10 protein-coding genes and 1 tRNA gene are annotated in these 11,305 nt (G+C 50.5%); 4 read left to right on the plus strand and 7 right to left on the minus strand.

Features of this window, described 5'->3' with window-relative positions:
• Window positions 1–66: 66 nt before the first annotated feature.
• Both EL216_RS08990 and EL216_RS08995 read left to right on the plus strand, forming a co-directional pair.
• A complete protein-coding gene (locus EL216_RS08990; RefSeq protein ID WP_085391145.1) occupies window positions 67–429 on the plus strand; it encodes a roadblock/LC7 domain-containing protein in 363 nt (120 codons plus the stop codon).
• A 165-nt stretch (window positions 430–594) separates the two neighbouring features.
• Window positions 595–670 (plus strand) — tRNA-Asn (locus EL216_RS08995).
• A 775-nt stretch (window positions 671–1,445) separates the two neighbouring features.
• On the opposite strand, the gene rplS is transcribed toward EL216_RS08995, so the two are convergent.
• The 6 genes from rplS to metK all read right to left on the minus strand — a co-directional run bounded on the left by rplS (window position 1,446) and on the right by metK (window position 7,198).
• Window positions 1,446–1,811: a 50S ribosomal protein L19 gene (gene rplS, locus EL216_RS09000; RefSeq protein ID WP_085391184.1), complete on the minus strand. Its 366-nt coding sequence runs from the start codon at window positions 1,809–1,811 to the stop codon at window positions 1,446–1,448.
• A gap of 11 nt (window positions 1,812–1,822) precedes the next feature.
• Window positions 1,823–2,578, minus strand: a complete 756-nt coding sequence (gene trmD, locus EL216_RS09005) for a tRNA (guanosine(37)-N1)-methyltransferase TrmD (protein WP_085391183.1) — start codon at window positions 2,576–2,578, stop codon at window positions 1,823–1,825.
• Complete coding sequence (rimM, locus tag EL216_RS09010; RefSeq protein WP_085391182.1) at window positions 2,578–3,087, minus strand: ribosome maturation factor RimM; 510 nt, start codon at window positions 3,085–3,087, stop codon at window positions 2,578–2,580. Before rimM ends, trmD begins: the two co-directional genes overlap by 1 nt.
• A gap of 15 nt (window positions 3,088–3,102) precedes the next feature.
• Window positions 3,103–3,351: a 30S ribosomal protein S16 gene (rpsP, locus tag EL216_RS09015; RefSeq protein ID WP_085391181.1), complete on the minus strand. Its 249-nt coding sequence runs from the start codon at window positions 3,349–3,351 to the stop codon at window positions 3,103–3,105.
• A 55-nt stretch (window positions 3,352–3,406) separates the two neighbouring features.
• A complete protein-coding gene (locus tag EL216_RS09020; RefSeq protein WP_085391180.1) occupies window positions 3,407–5,665 on the minus strand; it encodes a bifunctional acetate--CoA ligase family protein/GNAT family N-acetyltransferase in 2,259 nt (752 codons plus the stop codon).
• A gap of 360 nt (window positions 5,666–6,025) precedes the next feature.
• Window positions 6,026–7,198 carry a methionine adenosyltransferase gene (metK, locus tag EL216_RS09025; protein ID WP_085391179.1) on the minus strand — a complete coding sequence of 391 codons (1,173 nt, stop codon included), beginning with the start codon at window positions 7,196–7,198 and terminating at the stop codon, window positions 6,026–6,028.
• Window positions 7,199–7,465: 267 nt separating this feature from the next.
• Between metK and EL216_RS09030 the strand changes: the two genes are divergently transcribed.
• A complete protein-coding gene (locus EL216_RS09030; RefSeq protein WP_085391187.1) occupies window positions 7,466–8,344 on the plus strand; it encodes a lysophospholipid acyltransferase family protein in 879 nt (292 codons plus the stop codon).
• A gap of 329 nt (window positions 8,345–8,673) precedes the next feature.
• Here EL216_RS09030 and dxs read toward each other — a convergent pair whose 3' ends face one another.
• A complete protein-coding gene (dxs, locus tag EL216_RS09035; RefSeq protein ID WP_085391178.1) occupies window positions 8,674–10,572 on the minus strand; it encodes a 1-deoxy-D-xylulose-5-phosphate synthase in 1,899 nt (632 codons plus the stop codon).
• 182 nt (window positions 10,573–10,754) lie between these two features.
• Between dxs and EL216_RS09040 the strand changes: the two genes are divergently transcribed.
• Window positions 10,755–11,264: an MliC family protein gene (locus EL216_RS09040; protein ID WP_085391177.1), complete on the plus strand. Its 510-nt coding sequence runs from the start codon at window positions 10,755–10,757 to the stop codon at window positions 11,262–11,264.
• Window positions 11,265–11,305 lie beyond the last annotated feature (41 nt).

Here is an 11,305-nt window from a genome sequence, read left to right on the forward strand (position 1 = left end):
TTAAATTTATAGATAGTATGAGTGATGGGTTTATAACCTTTCATTTAAGTTTGGATTGGAATAAAAATGCGTGAACAATTATTAATTTCCGTGCTAAGTGATTTGAATAATACTTCTACTGATATTACTGCATCGGCAGTAATATCAACGGATGGTCTGCCTATTGCGACTTTGTTACCCAATAATCTTAATGCTGATAGAGTAGGTGCAATGTCTGCCACTCTTTTAGCGTTAGGTAATCGAGCGGTACATGAATTGGCTTGTGGAGAATTAGACCAAGTGATGGTAAAGGGTAAAAATGGCTATGTTTTGTTAAGCCAAGCTGGAAATAATGCAGTGTTAGCATTAATGGCTAAAGAGAGCGGTAAATTGGGATTGATCCTGTTGGATGCAAAACGTGCTGCAAAACACATTGCAGATATTTTATAAAATCATCGTTAAAATATCTTCATAATTTCTTATTAAGTAGCTAACATATTAAATTCATTAGTCAATTGAGTAATTCGTACTGATCACTATGCTGTTTTGAAAATTATTATAAATAAAGAGCATAAATTGACAGGTATTTCAATTGATAATATAATTTAATACATTTCCCCGATAGCTCAGTCGGTAGAGCGACGGACTGTTAATCCGCAGGTCCCTGGTTCGAGCCCAGGTCGGGGAGCCAATTAAATCAACAAAATAGGCTGCAAAAAATTGCAGCCTATTTTGTTGATTTAATTGGCTTGTCAGGTTATTTATATTTTTACAAAAATCTTATTCTTTTATCAAATCAAAAAAAGCTGAAGTTTCCGTAAACTTGATAAGCATAAATCCTTGTTCTTACGTATCTTAATAGTTATTTGATATGATTTGGTGGTGTTTTGTATGAGTAGAGCTTTTTGAAGGCTAATTTCTTCAAGTATATTGAAGAGAACCTTGCTGTTTTACTGATTAGAAAGCATATTTTCACAATAATTTTGATAATAGCTCGATAAATTAATCATCAAAAATCACTGCATGTTTAGAAATGCAATTTGGTTGATAATGTGGCTTGTCCAATCCTCAATTCAAAAATCCCTATTACGTACATTAATTTCTAATATTTATCTTGCATTAATAATTTTTGTCTTTTTGATTGCAATACTTAGTGCTTTTGTGACAACTGATAGATATTCAAACGCATTCTAGCCATTGGTTTGATTGATTTTGTTAACTGCCAACTTATTAGAAAAGGTTTAAGATTCGATACTTAAAATTTTGATAATCTTCGGTACTATTGTTTGAAATACTGATAATGAATAATGTCGAATTTATCTATGAAGGATAAAAAGAGTAGTATTATCAATCGAATCGCTATCGGTAAAAATACTGACGTTTATTGAATCAAAAAAATGATTATTTTAATCAGTATAAAAATACCCGCTCTCTTATAAAGGCGGGTATTGTTCATGATGATTAAATTAACCTTTGCGTGCCGGCAATTTTTCTTTAATGCGGGCTGCTTTACCAGTCAGACCGCGTAAATAGTATAGTTTGGCTCGGCGCACATCACCACGGCGTTTAACTTCGATTTTTTCCACGTTGGGCGAGTACAGTTGGAAAGTACGCTCAACGCCTTCTCCACTAGAAATTTTACGTACGATGAAGCTACTGTTCAAACCGCGGTTACGGCGGGCAATTACCACACCTTCGTAGGCTTGTAAACGAGTACGGCTACCCTCGGTTACGCGTACGGATACCACAACAGTATCGCCTGGGGCGAATTCGGGGATTTCTTTATTTAAACGAGCAATTTCTTCTTGCTCTAATTGTTGAATCAAGTTCATCTGTTTATTTCCTAATTATGATTGGTGTCCTGTTGCTCTTGTTTGATTTCATCTAAGAGGCGGGACTCCTTTGGGATTAAACTGCGCTTTTCCAATAAGTCGGGTCGGCGCGCCAAGGTGCGTCGTAGCGATTCTTTTAATCGCCACTCGGCAATCAGGTTATGGTTGCCCGAACGTAATACTTCGGGAACTTCCATACCCTGAAATTCTATTGGTCTGGTGTAGTGGGGGCAATCTAACAGGCCGTCTGCAAAAGAATCTTGTTCAGCCGATTGCGTATCGCCCAATACACCGGGAATTAATCTTAAGACGGCATCTATCAGCATCATGGCCGGTAATTCGCCGCCGGAAACGACAAAATCACCTATGCTGATTTCTTCATCTACACTGCTCTGCAATAAGCGTTCGTCTATGCCTTCATAGCGACCGCAGAGTAGTATAAGGTTATCTAATGTTGCCAGCTTAGTAGCTTTCGCGTGGGTTAGCGGCACGCCTTGCGGGCTGAGGTAAATCACCCTGCTATTGTTATTGCTATGGTGAGATTTGGCTTCTTCGATGGCTGCTTGCAATGGAGGAGCCATCATAATCATACCGGGACCGCCGCCAAAAGGACGGTCGTCAATATAGCCCAGTTTGTTGTCGGCAAAACGGCGGGGATTGATGGCCTGAAACTGCCAAAGGTTCTGTTTTCGTGCCCGTCCGGTTACGCCGTACCCGGTAATGCTTGCAAACATTTCCGGAAATAGGGTAATGACTTGAATCAGCATCAGTAATCCAAACCCCAATCAACAGTAATGGTTTTATTTTCCGTATCCACGTTTTCGATATAGTAGGATACGAAAGGTATCAATTTTTGACCATGCTCACCGTTGATAACCAAGACATCGTGGGCACCTGTTTCCATGAGGTTTTTAACGGTGCCGAGATTAATGCCTTCGGTGTTTGTTACGCTCATGCCTACTAAATCGGCCCAGTAATATTCGTCTTCTTCTGCCGGAGCGAAAGATTCGCGAGAGATTTCGATAGTATAGCCGCGCAATGCAAATGCCTCGTCACGGTCGCCTATTCCTTCGAATTTTACCTGTAATTCGCCGTTAATTACTTTGCCGCTTTCCAGAGTAACTTGCAGGCGATGATCGTTTTTGCTTAGCTGCCACTCTGGGTAGTCTAAAAGACTATCGGCGTATTCGGTATTGGCGGCGATTTTGAGCCAGCCTTTAATGCCGAATACGCCTTTGATGTAGCCCATAGCTACCCGTTGTTGAGTGTCGGTCATGGCAGTAGTGTTTAATTAAGCGGCAACTTTTTGTTCTTTAACCAGCTTGGCCACGGCATCGCTTACTTGTGCGCCTTGTGCGATCCAGTGGTTCAAACGCTCGGCATTCAGGCGCACGCGTTCTTGTTTTTCGTTGGCAACGGGGTTATAGAAGCCTACGCGCTCAATGAAGCGGCCGTCGCGGCGGTTGCGTGAGTCGGTAACAACTACGTTGTAAAACGGGCGGTGTTTTGAGCCGCTGCGGGCTAAACGGATAACTACCATGGTAATTCCTTTTGTGAAAATCGGATATATAGAAAACCGCTAATTTTAGGGCAATTTATGGTTTCTTTGCAAGGATTTGTTGCCTGAAATTACGTTTTATGTTGTTTGCCGGCGGGAAAAGGTTTAAGCAGGCTTCAACCAATTCTTTATCGTGAGGGGACGGGCGGGTTTCAAAACCGAGTTTTTCTGCCAGTTTCAGCATGGAACGGTTGGTTTTGAGGATTTCGGCAGTCATCTGCCGGTAACCTTGTTGTTTGGCCAAACCGATGATTTGCTGCATCAGATGTACGGCCAAGCCTTGGCCTTGTGCGGCTGTGGCGATGCCGATGCCGAATTCGCATTGCCCGGGGGAATCGGTGCCGCTGAAACGGCTGACTCCGAGCAGGGTGCCGTCTTCGCTTTCGGCGGTGAAAGCACCTTCGCAGCAGTAGTCGAGATTGCAGGCTTGCGACAGCATGGCGGGGCTGAGGGCTTTGATGTACATCATATAGCGGCTGTGGCGGTCTGTTTCGTTCATGTTTTGGACGAATTGCTGTTTGGACTCGGCATCTTCGGGAATTAACGGTCTGATGTGCAGGGTTTGGCCGTTTTTTAGGGTAAAGTTGTGGGCGGACTGGATGGGGTAGGGAGCCAGCACATTTTCGGCAGTGCTGTTTTCCGTGGTAAGCGTAATGTCCGTGCCGGGGCTGCCGTTGACGATGGAAACCGCTATCGTGTCGATACGGGGCATGTTATCCGCAACGGTGTTCAGGCTGTGCAGCAGTTGGTGAATGGTTTTTTGGTGGCGTTTTGAATCGGTTTGTTGGATCAGACGTTCTGCGTCGATGGTGGTAAACGGCGGCAAAACGGCAAGGGTGCGGCCGGCGGTAAAGGCATAGAGCACGCCGCCGTAGCGGTGATGCCGTCTGAAAATAAATTCGATTTGCGCGCCTGCTTCCCGTGTTTTGTATTCGGGCAGGTAAAGGGCTTTGGCAAGTTGCGACAGGTCTCCGAGGGCTTCTTGTATGTCGCCGACGGTCGGCGTTTTCAGGTAGGCGGGATACGGTTTGGCGGTTTGGATTTTAAGCCGTTTCAATTCGTTATATACCGATTGGAATTGGAAAGCCTGTAAAGCCTGTGTTGCTTGTTTGAATTGCAGGAGGCCGTCTGAAAACGGGCTGCTGATCAATACGGGTTTTTCGGACCGGGCTTGGAGATTACTTAAAATACGGGTAATTTCCGCTTCGCTGCCGTCTGCGGTGCGGGAGACTATGGCGAGCAGGGCCTCGGTTTGGTTGTGTTGCAGGCAGCTTTCCGCCAATGCCCGGTAGTGCATGGTGGAAGGGTTGCTGCCGATGTAGCCGTAGCTGTTTTCAGACGGCCTGTCGTTATCGGGAGGCAGTTGCAGGGAAAGGCCGAGGGAGGCGGCTTGCGTTTGCAGCCAGCCGCATGGTTCGTTGGCGATAACATGCAGCTTGCGGGCGGTGTGGTTGCGGCTGCCGAGGGCATGAAGGGCGGCTGTGAGTTCTTCGCGGGTAAAGGTAAGCAGGCAGCCGCAATGTTGGGAGAGGTAATGCAGTATCGCTTGTTCTTCAGCATCGGCATGGCGGCTGACATGAAGGATAACGGGTTTGCGGCGGGCGGTTTGGCGCAAGGTGCTGAAAAGACGGCGTAAGTTTTCGTTCGGATTGTATTCCGCCACAATAAAATGGGTGTCGGGGCTTACGGCGAAATCGTGCAAAATGTCGGCGGACTTGATGGGGCTGAGCGCAAAGTTGATACAGATATGGCGTGAAATGCCTAATCCGGCCTGTTGCAACTGTCCGGTTAATTCGGCACCGAACGAAGCATGGCCGCTGATGACGGCGACGTTTCCGGCGGGTGCGGCGGGATAAATGCCGGTGTTGAGGCCCGCCGCAGGCATTTGGATGGCGGCCGGATGGCAAACGGCGATGCGAAGATCGAGTTTGCGTGCTTTTTCAATTGCGGTTTGTGCTTCTGCCCATGATTCAGCGCAGAGATTGTCCCAATCCTGAACCAGCACCGCATAGGGGATTTGCTGCTTATGGCAGGCTTTGAACAATGCATCGTAACTAGGCGGCGGGGTAAGAATTATTGCGGCATCAGCGGTTTCCGGAACACGGCCGATATTGGCATAGGCTTTCAGACCGCCGACGGTTTTATGGCGCAGGTTGACGGGTGTAATCTGCCCGCAGAAAGGTGTGTGGAGTAGGGCGGTGAGCACGCGCTCGCCCAAGCTGTGCGGTCGTTCGCTGGCACCGACAACGATAAGGCGGGCGGGGGTGAACAGGGATGCGGGCGGCTGGTTCGGCATGGTGCGGCTCCTGATGTTTTTCGATGTGTCGGCAAATGCGTGCCACTGTGAAATCCGATTGTTTTACGGTGTGGCGTGCCGGTATGGTTTCGGCATAATACATTGCGGTTATCGCAGCTATTTGTAAATATAAACCAATATAGGCCGTCTGAAAAATATGGTTTTCAGACGGCCTAGCGTAAATAAACTTACTTTCTTTATCCCGGTTCATCATGCTCGGGGCAGTCTGAAGGATGATGTGTGTTATTTTTTGAGGTTGATTCGCTGTGTATTGTGTCAGCAGGCCGTTGCCTTGTATGCCGCAACAACAAAAGGCCGTCTGAAAACTTCTTTTCAGACGGCCTTTGAATCAGCTGAATGTTACAGCCCTGCGGCAGCTCTCAAAGCGGACACTTTGTCGGTGCGTTCCCAAGTGAATTCAGGCTCTTCGCGGCCGAAGTGGCCGTAGGCGGCGGTTTTGCTGTAAATCGGGCGTTGCAGGTCGAGCATTTGGATGATGCCTTTCGGGCGCAGGTCGAAATTGTCGCGCACGATTCGGATCAGTGTGGCTTCGTCCACTTTGCCGGTGCCGAAAGTATCGATGGAAATCGAAGTCGGTTCGGCGATACCGATGGCGTAGGAGACCTGTACTTGGCACTGGGTAGCCAAACCTGCGGCGACAATATTTTTGGCTACGTAACGGCAGGCATAAGCGGCGGAACGGTCCACTTTGGTGGGGTCTTTGCCTGAAAATGCACCTCCGCCGTGCGGAGCGGCGCCGCCGTAGGTGTCGACGATGATTTTACGGCCGGTTAAGCCGCAGTCACCTTGCGGGCCGCCGATCACGAAACGGCCGGTAGGGTTGATCAGGTATTTGGTGTCTTCAGTGAGCATATCTTTCGGCAGCACGGGGAAGATAATGTGTTCTTTCACCGCTTTAATCAGCTCTTCGCGGTCGATGTCCGGGTGGTGCTGGGTAGACAATACTACGGTGTCGATACGTTTTACTTTACCGGTTTCGGCATCATACACGCAGGTCAATTGCGCTTTGGCGTCGGGGCGCAGCCACGGCAGGCGGCCGTCTTTGCGCACTTCGCTTTGACGCTGCATCAGGCGGTGGCTGTAGTAAATGGTAAACGGCATCAGAGTGGGGGTTTCGTCGCAGGCGTATCCGAACATCAAGCCCTGATCGCCCGCGCCCATGTTCAAATCAATGCCTTCGCCCTCGTTCACGCCTTGGGCAATGTCGGGCGATTGCTGGTCGTAGCACATCATGACCGCGCAGCCGTCGGCATCGAAACCGAGTTCGGAAGAATTGTAACCGATGCGCTTGATGGTTTCGCGCGCCACTTTGATGTAGTCGACATGGGCGGTGGTGGTAACTTCGCCGGCCAGCACGCACAAACCGGTATTGACTAACGTTTCGGCGGCGACGCGTGCGGTCGGGTCTTGTGCCAGAATGGCATCGAGAATGGCATCGGAAATCTGGTCGGCCACTTTATCGGGGTGGCCTTCCGATACGGATTCAGAAGTAAATAAGTATTCTTCGCTCATTGTGGATAGGCTTTCTTGACAAGGGAAATCGGCCGCAACAGCGGAGGAATAATGGCAGCCGAACCGTAATGAAATAAACGGCAGAAATTATAGCAGAAACGGCAATCGGGGGCTGTTTTAATTGCGGCCGTCTGAGTGGGAGGAGAACCGGCGGAAAGGGTGCTGTTGTATCTTAATCGTGCGGTAACGGCATTTTCAGACGGCCTGTTTTGGGCGCATTATGGTTTTCTATTACAATGCCGTTTCTTCCAAAAAGTAAATAAACTCATGCAAACCATTGTTTCTTTCCTATTCCGCTGTCTGGCCTGCCTGCCGTTGGCTTGGCTGCATTTTTTCGGGCGGGTGTTGGGAAGTATTTCTTTTTACTTTATCCGCCGGAACCGCGAACTGATCCGCGCCAATCTGAAAACAGCCGGTTTGCCGGATGACGATGCAATGGTGAAAGCCGTATTGCAAGAAACGGTCAAGGGCGGCTTGGAGTTGCCTATCGCCTTTTTCAGACGGCCTGAAGAGGTTGCCGCGCTGTTTCGGGAAGTGAACGGTTGGGAGCATGTTCAGACGGCCTTGGAAAAAGGCGAAGGTTTGCTGTTTATTACGCCGCACATCGGCAGCTATGATTTGGCCGGCCGTTATCTCAGCCACTGCCTGCCGTTTCCGCTTACCGCCATGTACAAACCACCGAAAATCAAAGTGTTCGACCAAGTGATGCAGGCAGGCCGCGTGCGCGACAAAGGGCGCACGGCACCGACCAGTATCCAAGGCGTGAAACAGATTATCAAAGCCCTGCGTGCGGGCGAAGCCACGATTGTGCTGCCGGATCATGTGCCCGATCCCGAAGAAGGCGGCGACGGCGTATGGGCGAAGTTTTTCGGGCGTTACGCCTATACCATGACGCTGGCGGCGAAACTCGCGCAAGTGAAAGGCGTGCGGACGCTGTTTTTCTGTGGAGAGAGGCTGCAAAGCGGGAAAGGGTTTGTGCTGCACATCGAACCGATGCAAGGAGAGTTGAACGGCGACAAAGTGCATGATGCGCAAGTGGTTAACGAAAATGTGGAATATTGGGTGCGTCGTTTTCCCGAGCAATATCTGTTTGCCTACAACCGTTTCAAACATACCGCCGGTGCGCCACTGCCGCCGGAAGAGTAAAGGGTCGGTTAGGATTAAGAGGCCGTCTGAAAAGGTTTTCAGACGGCCTCTTGGTTTTATATCTTGAACCAATAAATCACTGCGCAAAGTTCCAATCCCCATTTCTTTCCCCGCATGGAAAAGGGTTGAAAAGAAAGGCCGAACCAACGGTTTGCATTCTGCAAGCACTTTGTTTCCGTCTGCAAAGGCAGAGGCCGTCTGAAAACATTTCAGACGGCCTCTTAACTAATGAACCGACTTAAAAAAATGGCACGTGCCATACTTGGGCCAAGGCCGAGTATAACGGGACTTGATAAAGTAAGTTTGTTTACGATGGGAAGCGGCGATGCTCAAACTTCGGCCAGCCAACTTTGTATCCGCCGCAATATCGCCGCTGCGCTCAAGCCCAAGTCGTCGAGCAGTTTTTTTGGGTCGCCGTGTTCGGTAACGGTGTCGGCCACGCCCAAAACCAGCACGGGTTTGCAGATATTGTGCTTCGCCAGCACTTCCAGCACCGCACTGCCCGCACCACCTTGCTCGGCGTTTTCTTCGACGCTCACCAGATAATCGTGCGACTGCGCCAGTTTGAGAATCAACTCTTCGTCCAGCGGTTTCACGAAGCGCATATCGGCCACGGTTGCGTCCAGCGTTTCGGCGGCTTCCAGTGCGGGCTGAACCATGCTGCCGAAAGCGAAAACGGCGGTTTTGCTGCCTTCGCGTCTGACAACGCCTTTGCCGACGGGTACGGTATCGAGGCCGTCTGAAACCGTTGCACCGATGCCCGAACCGCGCGGGTAACGCACGGCGGTCGGCGCATCGAGTTGGTAACAGGTGGACAGCAGCAGGCGGCATTCGTTTTCGTCGCTCGGGGCGGCGATGACCATATTCGGAACACAGCGCAAAAAGCTCAAATCATACAAACCGGCGTGGGTGGGGCCGTCTGCGCCCACGATGCCGGCGCGGTCAACGGCAAACATCACGGGCAGGTTTTGCAGGGCGATGTCGTGGACGAGTTGGTCGTAGGCGCGTTGCAGGAAAGTGGAATAAATCGCCACCACCGGTTTCGCGCCTTCGCAGGCCAAGCCGCCGGCAAAGGTAACGGCGTGCTGCTCGGCGATGCCGACATCGAAATAACGCTCGGGAAATTTTTGTTCGTATTCGACCAAACCGCTGCCTTCGCGCATGGCGGGCGTGATGGCAACCAAGCGCGGGTCGGCGGCGGCCTGATCGCACAGCCATTTGCCGAAAATCTGCGTGTAGGTGGGTTTGGCGGCGGGTTGCGGCACGGGTTTGTAGGGTTCTTTTTCAGGCTCTTTGGCAAGGTTGGACACGGCGTGGTATTTCACCGGATCGTTTTCGGCGAGCTTGTAGCCTTGGCCTTTTTTGGTGATCACATGCAGAATCTGCGGGCCTTTTTTGGCGCGCAGGTCTTGCAACACTTCCACCAGATTTTCAACGTCGTGGCCGTCGACGGGGCCGGTGTAATGAAAACCGAAGTTTTCAAATAACGACAGCGACTGCTTGGCGTGCTCCGCTTCTCCGGCGATGGTTTTGATTTTGTGTTCGACTTTTTGGGCGATTTCCAACGCGCCGGGCAGTTTGTCGAGCACTTTGGTGGATTGCGCTTTGATGGTGCTGAGCAGGCCGTGCATATCGCGCACGACGTTGCGCGCCAGATATTTGGGCAGCGCGCCGACATTGGGGGAAATCGACATTTCGTTGTCGTTGAGAATCACCAACAGGTCGATTTCCATATCGCCCGCGCAGTTTAAGGCTTCAAACGCCTGACCTGCCGTCATCGCACCGTCGCCAATTACCGCTACGCTGCGTTTGCCGTTGCCCGCCAGTTTGTCGGCCACCGCCATACCGAGTGCCGCGCCGATAGACGTGGAAGAATGGCCGACACCGAATGCGTCGTATTCCGACTCGCCGCGCTTGGGAAAGCCTGCCAAACCGCCGTATTGGCGCATGGTGTGCATACGGTTTTTGCGGCCGGTGAGGATTTTGTGAGGATAACTTTGATGGCCGACATCCCAAACCAAATTATCGTTGGGTGTGTCATACACATAATGCAGCGCGACGGTTAGCTCGACCGCGCCGAGGTTGCTGGCGAAATGACCGCCCGTTTTACCGACCGATTCCAACAGAAACATACGCAATTCTTCCGCCACGCGCGGCAACTGTTCTTTAGGCAAACAGCGCAAGTCTTGCGGCAGGCTGATGGTGTCGAGTAAAGGGGTTTGGCTCATATTCGCTCTTTTTCTGTCGATGGTTTGCTGCGTTAACGGCAGATTATAGCAAGAGAATGGAGCCGCGGCATATCGAAAAGACCGTCTGAAAACACAAATCCGCCGCCGGAGCGGGCGCATGAAATTTTTGCCGGATTCTTTTACACTAAACGAAACATCACCCAGTTCAAATTGGAGGAAACATGACCGTATCTCAAAAAATACTGCCCTTGCTGGCCTTGCTCGCATTAAGCGCCTGCGGCGAACAAAAAACCGCCGAAGCCCCGTCCTCGCCTGCCGCATCCGCCGTTTCCGAAGCGGCTCCGTCCGATCAGACCGCCGCATCGCAACCTGCCGACAACCGCTTGGGCGGAAACCTCGCCGCCAAAGCAGACGACGCAGCTTGGCTATCGTACCAATGTGCCGACGGCCAAACCTTAGACGCACGCTATTACCGCGATGCAGACGGCGCGGCGGCGCAGATTCGTGCCGACGGCCAAACCTTTACCCTGCCGTATAACCGCGCAGGCAGCAATGACGACTTAACGGCGTTCGGCAACGGCGAATATACGTGGACCATCGACAACCAATTCCAAACCGATTTCTATAAAGAAGAAAACGGCTTCTGGACACGCCATGAAAAACAGCAAGTGGCCAGCGAAGTGATGGACGTGGATAATGTTTTGATGAAAAACTGTGCACCGGTTCGATAAATAGCTGTTGTTTGCAGCAAGGATTAAGGCCGTCTGAAATG

Origin of the sequence: Neisseria animaloris, assembly GCF_900637855.1 — a bacterium.
Lineage (GTDB): Bacteria > Pseudomonadota > Gammaproteobacteria > Burkholderiales > Neisseriaceae > Neisseria > Neisseria animaloris.

Excerpts from the sequence above, each read along its gene's own strand:
- rplS (WP_085391184.1), bottom strand. The coding sequence starts at position 1,811 with ATGAACTTGATTCAACAATTAGAGCAAGAAGAAATTGCTCGTTTAAAT.
- trmD (WP_085391183.1), bottom strand. The coding sequence starts at position 2,578 with ATGCTGATTCAAGTCATTACCCTATTTCCGGAAATGTTTGCAAGCATT.
- EL216_RS09030 (WP_085391187.1), top strand. The coding sequence starts at position 7,466 with ATGCAAACCATTGTTTCTTTCCTATTCCGCTGTCTGGCCTGCCTGCCG.
- EL216_RS08990 (WP_085391145.1), top strand. The coding sequence starts at position 67 with ATGCGTGAACAATTATTAATTTCCGTGCTAAGTGATTTGAATAATACT.
- EL216_RS09020 (WP_085391180.1), bottom strand. The coding sequence starts at position 5,665 with ATGCCGAACCAGCCGCCCGCATCCCTGTTCACCCCCGCCCGCCTTATC.
- rimM (WP_085391182.1), bottom strand. The coding sequence starts at position 3,087 with ATGACCGACACTCAACAACGGGTAGCTATGGGCTACATCAAAGGCGTA.
- rpsP (WP_085391181.1), bottom strand. The coding sequence starts at position 3,351 with ATGGTAGTTATCCGTTTAGCCCGCAGCGGCTCAAAACACCGCCCGTTT.
- metK (WP_085391179.1), bottom strand. The coding sequence starts at position 7,198 with ATGAGCGAAGAATACTTATTTACTTCTGAATCCGTATCGGAAGGCCAC.
- EL216_RS09040 (WP_085391177.1), top strand. The coding sequence starts at position 10,755 with ATGACCGTATCTCAAAAAATACTGCCCTTGCTGGCCTTGCTCGCATTA.
- dxs (WP_085391178.1), bottom strand. The coding sequence starts at position 10,572 with ATGAGCCAAACCCCTTTACTCGACACCATCAGCCTGCCGCAAGACTTG.